The 17,470-nt window shown below is 43.2% G+C and carries 13 protein-coding genes; 2 read left to right on the forward strand and 11 right to left on the reverse strand.

Annotation, left to right across the window (positions count from 1 at the left end; all coding sequences use genetic code 11):
• Positions 1 to 6 precede the first annotated feature (6 nt).
• Positions 7 to 333 (reverse strand): PadR family transcriptional regulator, encoded by a 327-nt coding sequence (locus tag MKZ09_RS20475; protein ID WP_076129753.1) that lies wholly within the window; start codon positions 331 to 333, stop codon positions 7 to 9.
• A gap of 1,407 nt (positions 334 to 1,740) precedes the next feature.
• Here MKZ09_RS20475 and MKZ09_RS20480 point away from each other — a divergent pair.
• Positions 1,741 to 1,911 carry a hypothetical protein gene (locus MKZ09_RS20480; RefSeq protein WP_341041221.1) on the forward strand — a complete coding sequence of 57 codons (171 nt, stop codon included), beginning with the start codon at positions 1,741 to 1,743 and terminating at the stop codon, positions 1,909 to 1,911.
• 49 nt (positions 1,912 to 1,960) lie between these two features.
• Here the strand turns inward: MKZ09_RS20480 and MKZ09_RS20485 are convergent, their stop codons facing one another.
• Positions 1,961 to 2,746 (reverse strand): SDR family NAD(P)-dependent oxidoreductase, encoded by a 786-nt coding sequence (locus MKZ09_RS20485; protein WP_076201820.1) that lies wholly within the window; start codon positions 2,744 to 2,746, stop codon positions 1,961 to 1,963.
• Positions 2,747 to 2,945: 199 nt separating this feature from the next.
• On the opposite strand from MKZ09_RS20485, the gene MKZ09_RS20490 reads away from it, so the two are divergent.
• Complete coding sequence (locus MKZ09_RS20490; RefSeq protein ID WP_076201817.1) at positions 2,946 to 3,599, forward strand: TetR/AcrR family transcriptional regulator; 654 nt, start codon at positions 2,946 to 2,948, stop codon at positions 3,597 to 3,599.
• Positions 3,600 to 3,737: 138 nt separating this feature from the next.
• Here MKZ09_RS20490 and MKZ09_RS20495 read toward each other — a convergent pair whose 3' ends face one another.
• The 9 genes from MKZ09_RS20495 to MKZ09_RS20535 all read right to left on the reverse strand — a co-directional run bounded on the left by MKZ09_RS20495 (position 3,738) and on the right by MKZ09_RS20535 (position 17,303).
• On the reverse strand, positions 3,738 to 4,553 hold the full coding sequence (locus MKZ09_RS20495) for an ABC transporter permease (protein ID WP_076201871.1): 816 nt from the start codon (positions 4,551 to 4,553) through the stop codon (positions 3,738 to 3,740).
• Positions 4,554 to 4,555: 2 nt separating this feature from the next.
• On the reverse strand, positions 4,556 to 5,587 hold the full coding sequence (locus MKZ09_RS20500; RefSeq protein WP_076201815.1) for an ATP-binding cassette domain-containing protein: 1,032 nt from the start codon (positions 5,585 to 5,587) through the stop codon (positions 4,556 to 4,558).
• 109 nt (positions 5,588 to 5,696) lie between these two features.
• Positions 5,697 to 6,029: an ArsR/SmtB family transcription factor gene (locus MKZ09_RS20505; protein WP_076138509.1), complete on the reverse strand. Its 333-nt coding sequence runs from the start codon at positions 6,027 to 6,029 to the stop codon at positions 5,697 to 5,699.
• Between the two features lies 1 nt (position 6,030).
• Positions 6,031 to 6,453 carry an SRPBCC family protein gene (locus MKZ09_RS20510; protein WP_076138510.1) on the reverse strand — a complete coding sequence of 141 codons (423 nt, stop codon included), beginning with the start codon at positions 6,451 to 6,453 and terminating at the stop codon, positions 6,031 to 6,033.
• Between the two features lie 213 nt (positions 6,454 to 6,666).
• Entirely contained in the window at positions 6,667 to 12,186 is a 5,520-nt protein-coding gene (locus tag MKZ09_RS20515; protein ID WP_076201812.1) for a discoidin domain-containing protein, read from the reverse strand.
• A gap of 31 nt (positions 12,187 to 12,217) precedes the next feature.
• Complete coding sequence (locus MKZ09_RS20520) at positions 12,218 to 13,654, reverse strand: glycosyl hydrolase family 28 protein (RefSeq protein WP_076201809.1); 1,437 nt, start codon at positions 13,652 to 13,654, stop codon at positions 12,218 to 12,220.
• Between the two features lie 106 nt (positions 13,655 to 13,760).
• The gene (locus MKZ09_RS20525; protein ID WP_076201806.1) at positions 13,761 to 15,347 is read right to left on the reverse strand and encodes an extracellular solute-binding protein; all 1,587 of its coding nucleotides are present in this window, start codon (positions 15,345 to 15,347) and stop codon (positions 13,761 to 13,763) included.
• An 87-nt stretch (positions 15,348 to 15,434) separates the two neighbouring features.
• Positions 15,435 to 16,298 carry a carbohydrate ABC transporter permease gene (locus MKZ09_RS20530; RefSeq protein WP_036688266.1) on the reverse strand — a complete coding sequence of 288 codons (864 nt, stop codon included), beginning with the start codon at positions 16,296 to 16,298 and terminating at the stop codon, positions 15,435 to 15,437.
• Positions 16,299 to 16,328: 30 nt separating this feature from the next.
• Positions 16,329 to 17,303 carry an ABC transporter permease gene (locus MKZ09_RS20535; protein ID WP_036688267.1) on the reverse strand — a complete coding sequence of 325 codons (975 nt, stop codon included), beginning with the start codon at positions 17,301 to 17,303 and terminating at the stop codon, positions 16,329 to 16,331.
• Positions 17,304 to 17,470 lie beyond the last annotated feature (167 nt).

Here is a 17,470-nt window from a genome sequence, read left to right on the forward strand (position 1 = left end):
GCTCTATCACCACTCCTTGATAAATTGGTTTACAACTTGCTGTGTAACCTTCCATTCCTCACATTTTTCTCGGTAATAGGCGAGACCCAAAGGGGTAATCCGGTAATACGTACGCCGCTTGCCAAGACTCTCATCCAGATAAAAGGATTCTATATATCCGTTTTTCTCCAGTCGGGTGAAGGCAGAATATAACGTTGTCTCCTTCATGACATATTTCTCCTGCGTTAACTGCCTGATATTTTTGGAAATCTCGTACCCGTAAGATTCCCCGTCCAGCAGCATGTAGAGGATCATCGTATCATTGTAGCCGCGTATAACATCACTGCTGATCAAAAATATCCCCCCATGATTACTTCATCTGTCGTAGTAGTTGCAGTATATCACAATTACTACGACAGATGAAGTAGTTAATGGAAAAATAGGCCAAAACAATTTGAAGACCGAACCTTCCTTGATTACATCACAATTGCTGTCTGCGCATGATGTAGCTTCCAATACAGAGTTACTTATACGAAGGTGCCGGCCATTAGTGTTTGCTGGGCCGATGGTGTTTACGAGTTGGTTGTTTGCGAGGACGTGGGTTTACTAGTAGGCTGTATGCTAAATCAATGGTGTTCACCAATAGCTTGTCTGAAAGTTCGATGGCTTTACTAGTAGGCTGTTTGCGAAGTCGATGGTGTTCACCAATTGGCTGTTTGCAGGACGATGGTGTTTACTAGTAGGATGTTTGCTAAGTCAACGGTGTTCACCAATAGCTTGTCTGAAAGTTCGATGGCTTTACTAGTAGGCTGTTTGCGAAGTCGATGGTGTTCACCAATTGGCTGTTTGCAGGACGATGGTGTTTACTAGTAGGCTGTTTGCATAGACGGTGGCGTTTACCTACTCTTACTTTGGCGGACGAGGTACTATCGGACTCAGTTGACCTTATTCGCAGAAATTCCCCACTTTGCTGATCCTATCGGACTCCAATGCACCTATTGGCGCACAAATCACCAGATTCGAGCCCCTTTCTAGGGAATAGCTGCACTGGAGTCCGAAACTACACTAGAACTGCGAAAAACATACTAATAACGTCATTGGGGTCCGTTTGCCTTACTTGCCCCATTTTTTTGTTGCCCAACCTACACTGGTTTGTTGTCCTTTTTTGAACCTTAATATAATAAGGTTGACTCCAAGAACATAGGTGTTTACTTCCCCTTACTTTGGCGGACGAGGTACTATCGGACTTAGTTGACCTTATTCTCAGAAATTCCCCACTTTGCTGATCCTATCGGACTCCAATGCACCTATTGGTGCACAAATCACCATATTCGAGCCCACTTCTAGGGAATAGCTGCACTGGAGTCCGAAACTACACTAGAACTGCGAAAAACATACTAATAACGTCATTGGGGTCCGTTTGCCTTACTTGCCCCATTTTTTTGTTGCCCAACCTACACTGGTTTGTTGTCCTTTTTTGAACCTTAATACAATAAGGTTGACTCCAAGAACATAGGTGTTTACTTCCCCTTACTTTGACGGACGAGGTACTATCGGACTCAGTTGAACTTATTCGCAGTAATTCCCCACTTTTCTGATCCTATCGGACTCCAATGCACCTATTGGCGCACAAATCACCATATTCGAGCCCCTTTCTAGGGAATAGCTGCACTGGAGTCCGAAACTACACTAGAACTGCGAAAAACATACTAATAACGTCATCTGAGTCCGTACTACAGTGGATGACTATGAGTCGGCGATGTGATGATGTCGATTGGTTATTTTGTTGATGCTGTTTATGTTGTTGCTGTTGATATTGGTGATGTAGATGTAAATTCAAGCGAACGGAGTCAAAGTCAGCAAGTCAAAACACAAAACAGCGGTTCTCCAATATTGTGGAGAACCGCTGCTTTGTTGTTTTTTTATAATTAAAATAGTTAATCATTGCTAAGGAATATACCAACTTGAATACGTTGACCTATTAGTGTCGCGTACGGAGCATACGTCCAACAAAATAAAGCATTTGTTTACGTGTGAAAAAACGTGACATTTGAGCTGAAATATAGTTTGCAAACCCTGGAACAGCAAATACTTTTTTAGCCTCAAGTGACCGAAGAGCCACTTGAACGACATTTTCTGGCGTGTCTCGTTTCCCTACCGAAGCCTCATCGGCTCCCACGACATTAAAAAATTCTGTTTCCGTAGACCCCGGACATAACGCAAGAAATTGTACACCCCGTTTCCGATTTTCCTCCCATAGCGCTTGTGTAAATGATAATACAAAAGCTTTTGTCGCTCCATATACAGCCATATTAGGGAGAGGTTGAAATGCAGCTGTTGATGCAACGTTTATAATCACTCCGCTTTTTCTTTTTAACATCTCCGGCAAAAATAAATGGGTCAGATCTACAACCGCCAAAACATTTAGCATCACCTCTTCATGTTGTCTTGAACCAGATAGTTGTTCAAAAAGCCCATACGTAGCAAAACCTGCATTATTAATAAGAATATCAACGTTCAAGCCACGTTCTACACATTGTTGATAGAGCCTGTCAGGGGAACCTTCTTGAGATAAATCAGCAACGATAACCTCCGCTTGTATTCGATATTCACTTTTTAATTTTTCCGCTAAAGCAATCAATTTATCTTCGGAACGGGCGACTAAAATTAAGTGACTACCTTTGGCGGCAAATTCACGAGCAAACGCTTCACCTATACCCGAAGAAGCTCCTGTAATCAACGTCCATTTATTTTGAATTGTAATCATTGTTATCATCTCTCCCTTTAACGATCATTTGGAAACAGTGTTTCAATATGAATCATTGTATCCAAGTGAGGTTGCGTTGTCAAATAAAGTTCTACACATTTAATTATTGGCTATTTCTCTTCTACATCAGTAAAATAAGGTTTAGAAATAACGGCTATCTAAAAAAAGCTAAAGTAAAGTTCTAAGGAAGTGAAACTACATGCAAAAATCGTCCAAAATATCCTCTATAGATGCTCAATCTGTTACAACCTACCCAAAAGCAAAACAACAGCATGCGGAAACATTAAGACAGAACATTATCGAAGCCGCTGCGGCCATTATGCATGAATCCGGACCCGAAGGTGTAACCATCCGTAAGGTTGCTGAAAAAATGGAATGTCCCACAAAAATCATTTATAACTTGTTTGGAAACAAGGAAGGTTTAGCGAAGGAGCTTTTTCTGCAAGGGTGTAAATTGTTGGCTACTGCCTTTCAAGCGGTTCCAAAACAAGACAATCTAAATTTATATCTTCGCGAGCTTGGACAAGCTTATTGGGATTTCTCACGGAATCATACTAGCTATTATATGGTTATGTTCGGAGGAGCCTTTAGCGAATTCAAACCGGAGGAGGAAAGCTTACATGCTATCTTTACGGCACTACAACAAGTGATAGCCCTTATTACAAAAGCCATCGAACAAGGATTTATTAACGAAAAAGATCCTCTCCTTGTTGTGAACTTGGTGTGGGCGTCATTGCATGGCGTCATTCATCTGCATTTAGGGGGACATATTCAAAATGAGGAAACGGCTAAAATATTGTATGATAGATCGGTCTCCAATTTAATTCATACCTTCTTTAAAAAAGATAATTAATTCTAAAAAGGCCTCTTTGCAAGTCCCTACTCAACAAATTTAAGCCGTAATCTCGGGATATCCTTAGATCACGGCTTTTTTAACATGTTAAAAAAACACAAAAAAAACGGCATTTCTGCCGCTTCTTCATCTCTCTAATTATGTCCGGCGCATATATGCACGCACAGTAATAGGTGCAAAAACCGCAACAATCACAGCGGCTCCGATAAGTGAGATAGCGAAATCCCAGCCTACAGTTCCAGAGTTAGCAAGCTGACGGACAGCTGACACAAGATGCGAGATTGGATTAACTTTGACAAACCATTGCAGCCAGTTAGGCATCGTATCTACAGGCACGAAGGCGTTGGATAGAAAAGTGAGTGGGAACAGCACAATCATTGATATCCCTTGTACGCTGGAAGCGGTTCGGGCAATCACACCAAAGAAAGCGAAAATCCAGCTAATCGACCAGGAGCAGAAAATAACCAAAAGCGCAGCAATTGCGACATGCTCCAGACCGCCATCAGGTCGGTAACCCATAATATAGCCCATGACAAAAGTAAGCACAGTAGCGATCGTATATCGAATCGTGTCTGCCAACAAAGCTCCGGCTAATGGGGCTATTCGGGCAATCGGCAATGACTTAAAGCGGTCAAACACCCCTTTATCCATGTCTTCCCGCAGTTGGACACCAGTGACGATGGAGGTCGTGATTACAGTCTGCACTAGAATACCAGGAATAATAACGGGCAAATAGCTCACTACATCTCCTGATATGGCTCCACCAAAAATATAAGTAAACATTAATGTGAAAATAATTGGCTGCAGCGTTACATCAAACAGTTGCTCGGGTGTACGACGGATTTTCAATATCCCGCGATAAGCCATCGTTAACGAGTTACGAACAGATTGTTTGAAGCTCGTATGGTTTTTCAATTGTCGGGTCGCACCTGGACTAATAGTAGAAGTTCTCATACTCATGCTCTTGCTGCCTCCTTATTAATTGATTCTTGTGACGCTTGGGACGCCTCATCTGTAACTCCATGGCCAGTGATCGTCAAAAACACTTCATCAAGCGTCGGTTTCTGCACACTCATCTCCGCAAGTGGAATCCCCGATTCGCGGAGAGCAATAAGCAAATCAGTGACTAAATCAGCGTTCGCCATCGGTGCAGTAATTTTTCCAGCCTCATTCGGCACAATAGACTGGATATGCAGCACATGTTCCACAATCCGGCGCGCTTGAGCGATATCTTTAAGATTTTGGACTTTTAAGTGCAGCGAGGTGGTGCCCACTGAAGCTTTTAGCTCATCCACGGTGCCTTCTGCAACGACATGACCATGATCAATAACTGCAATACGGTCTGCCAGCTGATCGGCTTCTTCAAGATACTGCGTAGTTAACAGCACTGTTGATCCTGTGTTCACCAACCGACGAATGGTATCCCACATTTGCGAACGTGTCCGTGGGTCCAGACCTGTTGTTGGTTCATCCAAAAAGATAAGCGGAGGCTGGGCAATCAGACTCGCTGCAAGATCCAGACGTCGGCGCATACCGCCAGAGAAATTTCGAAGCGGCCGTTTCGCCGCCTCTGTCAGACCAAACTCTTCTAACAACTCCGCTGCCTTTTGCCGCGCCTCTGCCCGCCCTAACCCTAAAAGACGTGAAAAGATAATCAGATTCTCTGTAGCACTAAGTGACTCATCTACAGAAGCATATTGTCCCGTAACCCCTATCAATTGCCGAACAATCTGCGACTCCTTTACCACATCATGCCCGAAGATTCGCGCCGACCCCGCATCCGGACGAAGTAACGTAGCCAGCATCCGAATTACCGTCGTCTTTCCTGCCCCATTGGGACCAAGAACGCCGTAAATCGTGCCTGCCTTAACGTTTAGATTTACTCCATCAACTGCGCGATTGTCACCAAAGGTTTTGACGAGCCCACGCGCTTCGACGGCCCACTCTCCAGGGTTGGGCTCAATTATTTTTTTGCGTTCATTTACCATTACAATTCCTCCAACGTTTTAGTTTGTATTGTGATGGTAACTCCCTTTTATAAACTGAATTTAAACAACACAAAAAACCGGGGAGCGCGATCTCACGCCTCCCGGTTTATCACTTCTCCTCTGAGTCAGCCTCAACATATTCTTTAAGCGCAAATAATTTATTAGCCCAGTAACCTTCAAAAAAGGCGAGCCAATCTTGCAGCTCCAGCAAAGGTTCTGGCTGAAGCTTATACCGGGTCTCCCGTCCGACTTTCTGACTGCTAACAAGCTGCGCATCGGACAATACCTGTAAATGCTTATTAACAGCGGTTCGGCTGATCGGGTAGTAATCCGTAATAGATGCGATAGACATTTCCTTATTTGCGAGCAGCTTTAGCAGACTGCGGCGGGTAGGATCTGCTATCGCCTGAAATACATCATGTCCTGCTTCAGCAACCGGCATATTAAGCCTCGATATAAGCAGGAAGTTTTTCTTGGACGATTTTTTCCCAGCCGCTGTTCATAAAGCCGCGTACGATTGAATGTGGTTGTCCAAATTCAGTAACTTTTTCAGGGTCCCATCCAGAATGAATCAAGGTAAATTCAGTTTTCCCTTCGATTTCTTTCAGTTCAAAAGCAAGATGCCAATCCTTCCCCCAATTAAAACCAACACGATTCGGAGGATCAACTTCGGTTACTTTACAAGGAGAATCTCCGAATTGTCCAGCATGCAGGATGAATTCATGCCCAACAACAGGCTCGAATGTACTAGGCATCCACCAGGCTGCCATTCCTTCTGCCGTGGCAACAGCTTTCCAAACCTTTTCTATTGGCGCATTTAGTAAAACCGTTTGACGAATTTCTTGTAAGGGTTCTTGAGCTTGCATAATAAATAGCCTCCAGCATTCATTTAATGTAACACCTTTTGGGTTCATTTTTATTATAACACCTATAGGTGTTATGTCAATTTACAGATTTCCCTAATTCCCCGTTCGTTATTCAACGTCTCAATCCCTCAATAGTATCCTTTAAATGCTATGAAAAAGCCCCTCCCTCGGTCATCCCGAAGAAAGGGCCTTCCTATTCCATCAGCTCTATGGTCAGTTTCTTGGCTTGACAGTTACTGTGATTTTCTCGCTAGATGTCTCACCTGATGCATTGACTAATACCGCGTAATATTCATATACACCTGGTGCCTTATCTTTAAGTTTCGTAACTTTCATCTGAGCCGCAGGGGTAGCCGTGTTTAGTGTCTGGTTGTCGATCACTTCTCCATTCTCGTACAAACGGTACTCAGTACCATTAGTTCCCCACCACATATTCATCACAACGTCGTAAGTTCCATCGCCGCTCCAGTTGTCGTGGGTTACTGTAGGCTTACCCGGCGCTGCATCGGTAACAGTAAGGATAAGCGGATCGCAGGTCGTCGAGCCGAAGCTGTTGACCAGCTCGCAAGTGTACGAGTAGGTTCCATTTGTTTTGCCCACAATATCCGTACTCAATGTCTGCGCATTCGGTGAGCTGTCCGTCAGCATCTGGGTACTAATCAGCACATCGTTTTCATAGAGCTTAAACTCGGTACCGTTGTTCCCCCACCAAAGATTCATCGTGACGGCATAGCTGCCATCGCGAAGCCCGGTGTCGTGCCCATTATTGTCAGATAACACTGGCTTTCCAGGGGCTCCACCAGCAAGCGGAGTTGTATTCTGGAGCCATTGTGACCAACGGACTAGAACCTCTGCCTGCCCAGAAGTGAACACCTGATTGCTCTGGAGGTTCACTTCACTATTAAAAGCTTCCAGCAAGCTGTGAACTTCTGCACCAGCATGCTGCTCAGCTTTTTCTTTTGCGTTAGCCAGCTGCTGCTTAAGTGATTTGATTACGTTTTCTAAATCTGGAGCGCCCGTCTCAGCTGCAAAAGTTTCGGTTAATGCCGACAAGCTGTCAAATGTCACATATACACTATACGAATGCTCTGCCAACCCGACATTGCCCGCCGCATCCTCGGCTTTCGCAGTTACACTATGAGTTCCCGCTTCCAGCGTATACGCTCTAACATCTGCAAGCGTTGAATCACATGGCGAATAAGTGATGCCTGATACAGTATCAGCTGCACTACAGGTGATGTTTAATGTCTGCTCTATGGTATAGAAACTCTCTCCTTTAATTACCACCTGTGGTGCAGTCCGATCAATCTTCACCATAGCGGTCTTCTGCGGCTGTTCCACATTTCCCTCTCTATCAACGCTCCAATAAACTAACTGATGTGTTCCTTCATTGGACAAAATAACTGAATTCCCGGTTTGCTGCTCGCCATCGTTTACAGTGAAATAGGTTGCCGCAACACCAGAGCCCGCATCTGTAGCTGTGAAGGTTACCAACGTATCCTTGTTGGTCCAACCTTGTGGTGCATCATCCATTGTCATCGGAGCTGTATGATCTGCCCCTTTCACTACACCATAAAAGCGTAATTCTGCCATGTTTCCAAACCAATTACTACTATTATAGATCCGGATATAACGATAGACTTCTGCGTTACTAATACTTAAGGTCTGCCAATCCATCGTTTTTCCTGCAGGTGAGGAGATTGTCGTCCAGCTTGTATTATCATTCGAACCCTGAACCACAGTCCCATTGATTCGTGTAAAATAATTATCTTGCCTGGAAAGCACCTCTGCCTTGGACAGCTGGACCCTATTCCCTTCTTTAAAATCAAACGTTATAAATCCTCCATATCCACTGCCATTTACCCGAAAATCCGTAATTGAGCCTGCATTTCCATCGAATAATGATCCCGCAACATTCCTGAGATCGGTTGGTGTTCTTCCACTGGAATCACTTAAATTAGTAATCGCAAGCACATTCCTAATCAACTCGGTCTCATCGGGAATGTACAGAGATGAACCATCTGTAGTTGATGTTTTTTCCGGCCCCTCGATTCCCTCCTTTGACTTGTATTTAATACTAAAGTTCACAGGTCCAGGTTGTACGTTATTGCCCATCACAGCTTCAGCCGTCCAATTGATCTTATCGACAGTAGCAACGGTTGCGACTTGACCCTGAATATTGACATTCACTTGGTTAATTGCATCACTTGCTTTAAAAGACAATTTCACCGTGTTCCCAGGCACAATTCGTTTCTGGATACTCTGGTCGGAGCTAATAGACACCGCATCAAGCTTTGAATTAATTTTAACATCACCGTTCAAACGTAGTTCAGCCATGTTTCCATACCAGTTGTTCCCATTGGTGATGCGGATATAACGATAGGGTTCTGTGCTGTTAATCGTCAGCGTCTGCCATTCCGGCGTATTCCAGGCTGCATTAGAAATCGTAGTCCACGTCACATTGTCGTTGGAGCCTTGCATCACTGTTCCATTAATTCTGCCCGCATAATTATCTTGCCTTCCGATTACTTCTACCCTAGACAGCAATGCCTGGCCGCCTTCTTTAAAGTCAAAGGTTAGATATGCACCATAACCACTGCCATTTAAACGAAAATCAGTGATGGAACCTAAATGATTATCAAATAAAACTTTTGCTGTTGCCAAAAGATCAGCCGGATTTCTTCCACTGGAATCGATTAGATTTGCTATCTCAAGCACATTAGCGACAAGTCCTGTCTGATCTGCAATGAATAAGGTAGAACCATCTGTTGTAAAAATAGTCTCTACTGCATCCTCTCCAGCTGCCGTTTTATAATTAATCTTAAATTTCACAGTACCTGATGGAACATTTTCATTCACCACAAGCTTAGCTGTCCAGTTGATATTGTCCACAGAACTGACTTCAACAGGTTGACCCTGTATATTGGCCGTGACATTATGGATCATTTCTGTAGATTTAAAGGATAATTGAATCGTATCCCCTGGTATAATTCGATTTCTTAAGCTTTGGTCCGAATGAATAGACACGGACTCTAATTGATTTACTGTCTCATACCGCTGGCCAAAGATTCTAAATTCAGCAATTTCCAGCATAGTACTCGAAGGCTTTATCATTTCCATTTTCAAAAATCGGAATTTTTCATGCTCCAGGCCTGCTTGAACCTCTAGTCTCTGCATCTCTTCAGTAACTGTTGTCAAACCGGGGGTTAAGCGGGTCCAATTTTCTTTGTCATTCGATCCGAACATTGCAACGCCGCCAATTCTCTCCGGAAAACTGGCTCTTACCTGAAGCTCAAAGCTTTCTGCTGATATTTGAAAATCCGGTCCTAAATCCATGTAATGCGCCCGATCCTGCGCTGTATAATACCCCACAAAACTATCATTTGTGTTGTCCAGCAGATTCGGGACTGCATTACCAAAGGTTGAGCTAACAAACATATTCGTAAAATTAACACTTCCATCTTTCATTAATGGCGTCAATTCTTTAAGACTTTGCACTGCAAGATTCAGGTCAAACAACTTCTGATAGAAGATCTCGTCAGTGGCATTAGTAATTACATCCATTACCTCAGCATGCACTTGCTTATAGTAAGCTAACGTTGCCGAAATGTAAGGCACATCAGCATGATAAGGAGAAATGACGGCGTTGACGGCAGATTGCCGATCATTCGCTACTACAACAGTAACATCCTTGGTTGTAACCGAAGTACCATCTGAGGCACTCACTACAAAGGAGTACGTTCCCGCATGTGCTCCAGACCAAGAGAACACACCTGAAGTTTCATTGAACAGTGCGCCCTCAGGTAATTGATCCGCTTGATAGGCAACAACATCCGTTGCACCTGCGTCTGTCGCAGAGAAATCAAATTGAATTGCCGCTATAGATCCCTCATAGGTAAAAAAAGATACTGGTGCTCTTCCTGATGTAAATACTGGAGGGGTAAGCTGTGCCCCAGCTTTTAAATTAATATGGTCAATATCGACTGTTGTCCCATTTCCTTTTACATTAAAATAAACAAGATCGCTGAAGCCTTGGAACTCATTGAACGCATACTGGATATACCTCCATTGCCCCTTTGTATCAGGCAGTGTAACGGTATCGCCAAACACCTCCATGGTTGCTATGCCATTAGTCCGAATCTTAAAAGCAATGGTTCGTTCGCCGCTGCTTGCCCCCACAAAAGCAATTTTACTGCCCTCATCTGTTGCGGTAATTTCAACGTAAGTAGTGTCTCCTTCTTGTTTTGTGGTGGAGTGACCATCAAGCTTCGTATACCGGTCTTCTAGTTCTCTCAAATCTGGATTCGTTATCAGCTTCGGCAAATTAAGCGTACCCTCGCCCTCTGCTTCTTTAGGAATGTACAGCCAATAATCCCCGCCTCCATCCGGAGACTCCCAATAGAAAGGCAATCGCTTAGCAAACATCTCGCTAAAATAAGGAGCTTCAACCTCCATATTTATTCCAGCTGTATATTTATAATAATAATAAAGGTCATAGACATTACCGCCAATTCTCCCCCTGTAACCGCCAGCCAAGTGTTTATAGATAATCGTTGGATTTCCATTTACATCTGTATGTGCCGCCACTGGAATCCATGGTGTATCATGGCCAATCATATACTGTGCAAAGTAGTCGGCAGCTTTTAATATCCGTTGATCTAGAAATTCATACGGACCCACCGCATTTGGCGTACTAGAAACAGTCCCCTCTACCGGATCTACTTTTGTTTCCTGAGCCAATAATAAACGTGATAAAATCTCTACATTCGTTATATCCCCAGCGCCATGCGCCTGATCTCTGCCCATTTCAACATGCTGAACTACGGGAGGATTAACTTTTTCCCCTGTTACAATATTTGTATCAACCCATCTGAATAAAGCTTTTATCGCGCCATTTTGCCCCTGATCGACAGCGGTTTTATTGACGGTAAACCATTCAACTCCCTCATTGTACCTATCTTTATTTCCTGTAAAAATATAACCTGACATAGCTCCAAGCAGCGGATAAAGATGCTGGTTCATAAAACGATCATTGGTGTGTTGGAACGTTTCAATAACCGGATTAATAAGATTATTCGCAAAATCAGCGACATCTTTTTCCGTCCATTTCAGCTCTTCAGTTGGAGTACTTGTGTACCTTAAGATTTCCGCTGCAGTAACCATTCGATTAAGTGGAATTCCTGTATGAATATGTGCATCATTAAAATACACGTATTTCTCAGGGTCCATCTGTGACCAAATCCGGATAATATGCATGGCATTAGCTCTGTAAACCTCATCACCCGATATTACATACAATAGAGCTTGTGTATAAGCCTTCAACCCATCCGCTATAAATCTTGAATTAAAGCCTTGGCTATTAAAAGCATCGCTCGCTGGTTTCAACGGATCCGCACCACTTTGATTATTAGAAGTGACCGTCCTCGAAGCCGCCGGAGACAGGAGCATTTGATTATAATAAGTGATCCAGGGTTCTTTTTGCGCCCGTACCTGTGTCCTAATATTCTCAAGAATATCCTTAGTCAGGCCAACACCCGGATGTTTGAATCCGCTTTCATCTATAACCTCATTAATGGTAGGTTGGTAATCCGTAATTATCGACAGCTCTGTCGATTCTACTGCGGCTCCTTCTGCCGATAAAGGCACTAGCGTTACCAACAAACTTAAGGAAACTGTGATCCTAAAAATACGTTTAAGCGATTTTCCAAAGAGTAGCCCTCTAAGTGAATTCATTGTTCTCCTCCATTCATTTACATCCTCTGATTTAATGCAAATAAATACCGCTGGCAAATTCATTCACTACAAAATGTTTGTTATTCAGGTCGATAATAACCTCTCCATTAATCTGGAGATTATAAAAATAAATGTCCTTCACACCTCTTTCCTCGTCATAGCCGAATATACGGGAAGGATTGGTATTCTTCCCATTGTAGGTGATATCGCTAAACTCTATATTTTCGATACAGCGTCCTGGCACCGGATTATAGGTTTTATTCCACACAACGCGGACATCAAACAGCTGCCCCAGTTCAAAATCCTCCACCCGGATATTTTTGAAAGTAACCTTACGAACGGTATTGTTGTCCCCTGCACAGATTGCCATAACCCCCCAATAATTTTCCTGCGGCTCGTGATGCTCGAGCACATCGATATTTTCAAACCAAATATTTTCTATAAAATCGCCATTATGTTGGTGATCACCATGAATACCGACATGCATGGCATGAGCAACGTCCGCCCAGAGTATGGAATCTTTAATCGTGATATGGCGTGAGTCTCCATAATACTCTCCACGGCTGCCGTAAATGGCAATGCAATCATCAGAAGTTCTCAAGAACACATCATTAATATCCACATTTGAGCTAGCCATCATATCAATTCCATCACACCAGCCGCGTGTACTGAAAGCTTTGAAGTTATGAATGCGAATATGCTTAGACGCTCCGATATATATACTGTAATGCGGAGGATCAAGCGTGATGATCCCTTCGATCTCAATCTGTTCAGAATGCTGGATTTGAACGCCTCTTAAATAAGTGGTTTTCTCCATATCCGCCAAATACAGAACACCTCTGCCACGAACAACAACATTCTCAGCATGGTCAATCATTATGGATCCACAAAGGATCGCGCCTCCGGCAATATAAACGGTGGTCCCAGAAGGGATATGCAGCATTGGATTCTCGAATTGATGAAGCCCGGGCATAAAATATATCGTCTGACGCTCCCCGTTAGCCCTTTCTGACAAATGCTGAACTTGTTCTGCGATAGCCGCAAATTGATGTATTCCTGGTTGGACAAGCACTACATTATCAGCATCAAGTTTAGGTGGGGCTGTCTCCAAGGGGTTGGCAAAAAGATGCAAGTTACTAAAACGTTCTCCATTGATTTCAATGGAAAGCTTACACGGGTGCTCCAATGTGAACAAAAGGGTATTCTCTTCGATTTGAAAGGAGATTTGGGATGCCAAAGGGCGAATAACCGCTTGTTCAATCTGTTGTTTTTTACAATGAACAGAGACCTCCACCGTGCCATCCATATCAAAATAAACCATCGATGTCGACCGAACCTGATGCATATCCACCTTTGCTTCAAAAACAAACAGAGATTGCCATACCCCACCAGGCTCTCGTACACTCACTGTAAAATCGTCTTTCCCCAGGGCTTCATTCGGCTGCTCATAAATAATTAATTCGCTCATTTCTACCTCCGTTATCTTAAAATCAACTCACTTAAGGGTTTAATAAATAGGCTGGAGCAAGCTTTTGCTCCAGCCTATCATCCAGTACGAATCAGCGGACCCGCTGCTATTTACGATCCGCAAGCACTTTATTTACCTCATCCGTTACTTCCTGACCTCCGGCTTTTAGCCAGCTATCCTTGAAATTATCAAAATCTTTACCCGTGTTCGCTTCTCCTGTAATTGCCTTGATAACAAACGTATCTTGCAACGTCTTCAGATTGCCCCAATACTTGGGTTTGCTGGTCAATACCGCTGGGCCTAGTACATCAAGCAATGGTGTGACGCCTGGAGTGATCTTGTCTCTCAAATCTAGCAATTCTTGTTTTACCGTATGTTTTTCCATTGAAGTGTCTGTGGAGCTAAGTGGATTATAGAAATTGCCCGCTCCCATCTTCGGAGCACTAACCTCTTCACCCGCTTTTGGAATGGCAAGGTCCCCTTCCATATCATAGCTCACCCCCAATTGACCGAAACCTGTCAGCAGAAAACCTTCGGAATCCGTAGACACATATTCGAGAATTTCCATAATCTTATGACGTTTCTTCTCATCCTTTTCGAGTTGAACACCAAACAATACTGGCGCCTGTCTTGCACCATACGCGAAAGAATAAGCAACACCATCTGGAGCTGTAAACGGCTTGCCAGGCACAAATATTTGACCTTTCTCTAGACCAGGTTTTGCGACAAACCCAGATTCTTTATAAAAATTGCCCCACTTCCCGTTATCCACCATACCCACTTTTTGGTCAGCAAATTTAATATTGATTTCGTTATTATCACTAGTTATGAATTCAGGATCAATCAGACCTGCTTTGTACCATTTGCTCAATAACGCCAAAGCTGATCGCGTCTCTTCTGTAATGCCTCCATAAACTACGTTCCCGGAAGCATCCTTTTTGAACTGATAAGGGGAAACAGCAAATGCTGAGAAGACACTTGTGAACAATTGCTCTGGAAGCTTGCCGCGGCCGATTAAGCCGTAAGTATCCTTTTTCCCATTTTTGTCCGGATCTTCATTAACAAATTTGGTGAGTACACCCTCAAGCTCTTCCAGTGTCTTGGGTGGTTCTGAGTAGCCAATATTTTTCAGCCAGGCTTCATTATAGCCCGGAATAAATCCATCAAGACCACCTGGCCAAATTTTCGGGATCCCCCAGTTTTTTTCGTTGTATAAGCCTACGCCCCATGCCCCGGAATCAACCGAATCCAATGCTGCTGCATATTTCGGCATCAGGGATTCAATTTCAGCCTTATCAATCGTCGCAATAATCCCTTGATCTGCCCATTGCACCATATCCGTTTCATTTGCATCGACCGGGAAGATATCAGGAATATCTCCAGAAGCTAGAAGCACCGAAAATTGTTCTTTCCAAGTTCCACGTTCCAATTTAATATTTTTGATTTTTACATTAAATTTCTTCTCAAGCTCGGTTTGCACATAGTTACCGTCTTCTTCTGGCGTATTAAAGTTGTTCGCCCAAATAATTTCAATCGGAGCTTCAGCTGCTGATGTTCCCCCTTGACCTTGGTTCGTCGGCTTCGTTTCGTTAGTGTTATTATTCGCCGCATTCCCGCCGCAACCACTCATGACAAGTGAAGCCGATAGGGCTATCGCAGCAATTTCCAACCATTTCTTGGATGTATGCCTCATATTCTTTTATTTCCTCCCTTTTCTAGTTCATCTATATATTTAGACAGCTCGCGGATATAGCGGACTGTTTAAACCGTTCTGAGCCTTCTAACCCTTAAGTGATCCAACCATAATTCCTTTGACGAAGAAACGTTGCAGGAATGGATAGATCATTAATATAGGCAGCGCTGTAAACATAATAATCGCCGCTTTAACCATTTCAGGAGCCTGCTCATTAGTAGGAAGTGGTAACATCGGATCTCCTTCGGCTGAAATAACAAGCCGTCTTAAGAAGAGCTGCAGTACAATCTTTGATTGATCCTGCATATATAACATTGCATCAAACCAAGCGTTCCAGTGCCCTACTGCAGTCCATAGGGCTAATGTTGCTAGCACAGGCTTCGACAGCGGAATAACAATCGTAAATAAGATCCGCATATCATTAGCCCCATCTATTTTAGCTGAATCCTCCAGTTCCTCTGGTATACCCATAAAGAAATTTCGCAGGAGCAGAAGATTAAACGTGCTGAGCAGGCCGGGGACAATATAAACCCATAACGAATTTATAAGTCCCAGACTTTTGATTAGCAGATAGGTAGGGATAAGGCCGCCACCAAAAAACATCGTTACGACAATGAACATTGTATAAAATCCCCGGTGCGGCAAATATTTGCGCGACAACGGATATGCTCCCAGTGACAGAAACACCAGTGTGAGAGCCGTTCCTACAACTGTGCGAAAAACCGTATTCCCCATCGTTTGCCAGACTGTATCTGTTGTCAGTACACGCTTCCAAGCAAAAAAGGAAACTTCTTTAGGATAGAAATGAATTCCCGGCCGAAGGGCTTCCGCAGGTGTGCTAAATGATATAGAGAGCACATGCAAGAAGGGATAAATCATCGTAATACAAAGAATGATTACAAATAGGATTAGAAAGACTTGGAATACTTTTTCACCAGTGGATAGCTTCAATTGTAGTTACTCCTTCCTTACATACATTCATTAATAAAGGCCTTCCTGCCCCATTTTTTTCGTGATGAAGTTAGCAAATAACACCAGGATAAGACCCACCACATTTTTAAATAATCCAACAGCCGTCGTGAGACTGAACTGAAAGTTTTGCAGACCTATCCGGTACACATAAGTATCTAACGTATCCGCCACCCCATAAACAGCTGGTGAATAAAGTGTTAAGACTTGATCGAAGCCAGCATCCAGCACACTCCCTACCCGAAGAATAAGCAGAATAGCAATCACCGGCAGGATCGAAGGAATGGTGATAAATAACGTTTGTTTCCAGCGATTAGCACCGTCCAGAACTGCAGCTTCGTACATTTGGGAATCGATGCTTGCTAATGCAGCTAAGTATATAATCGTTCCCCAGCCGATTTCCTTCCATATTCCTGACATAACGAGCGTAAAGCGGAAATATTTCTCGCTGCCTAAAAAGTAAATGGGATCAAAGCCGAGCCACTGAATAATATAATTGACCACACCCGAATTCGGAGATAACAAAGTGATCAATATCCCTCCAATAACGATCCAGGATAAGAAATGGGGTAAATAGGATATCGTCTGTGCAACCTTCTTGAAGAAGGAAAACCTAAGTTCGTTAAATAACAGCGCCAATATAATCGGTGCAGGAAAACCAAAAATGATATGGTAAAAACTGATAATAAGCGTGTTCTTAATAATTTTCCAAAAGTCGGGTGAAGCTGTGAACAAATATTCGAAATGCTTAAAGCCGACCCAAGGACTTCCCCAAATTCCATCACGAATAAAATAATCTTTAAAAGCCAGTTGAATGCCATACATCGGGCCATAAGCAAATACGGTATACCAGATGATCACGGGAGCTAGTAATAAGAATAAATATTTGTTTTTTTTGTATTGGCGCCAAGTATGTGTCCACCTCGAGACTTTCGGCTTAAGATTCTCTCCCTGTTTTTGAATGCCAGCAGTGCTTGCCGGGTTCATAGTTGTTTTCTCCTTCCGAATACGATTTTGCGTTAAGACTGTGTCTGAACACCCCTTACGTTAGGGCATTGTAAGCGCTTTTTCTATTGTAAATTCATTAAAATCAGTAAATTATCTTCGTATTGGGGCTATAATTTTTCGAACAAAAGAAAAGACAATCGCGAGAC

The sequence above is a fragment of the Paenibacillus sp. FSL R5-0908 genome, from assembly GCF_038006245.1.
Classification (GTDB): domain Bacteria; phylum Bacillota; class Bacilli; order Paenibacillales; family Paenibacillaceae; genus Paenibacillus_AQ; species Paenibacillus_AQ odorifer.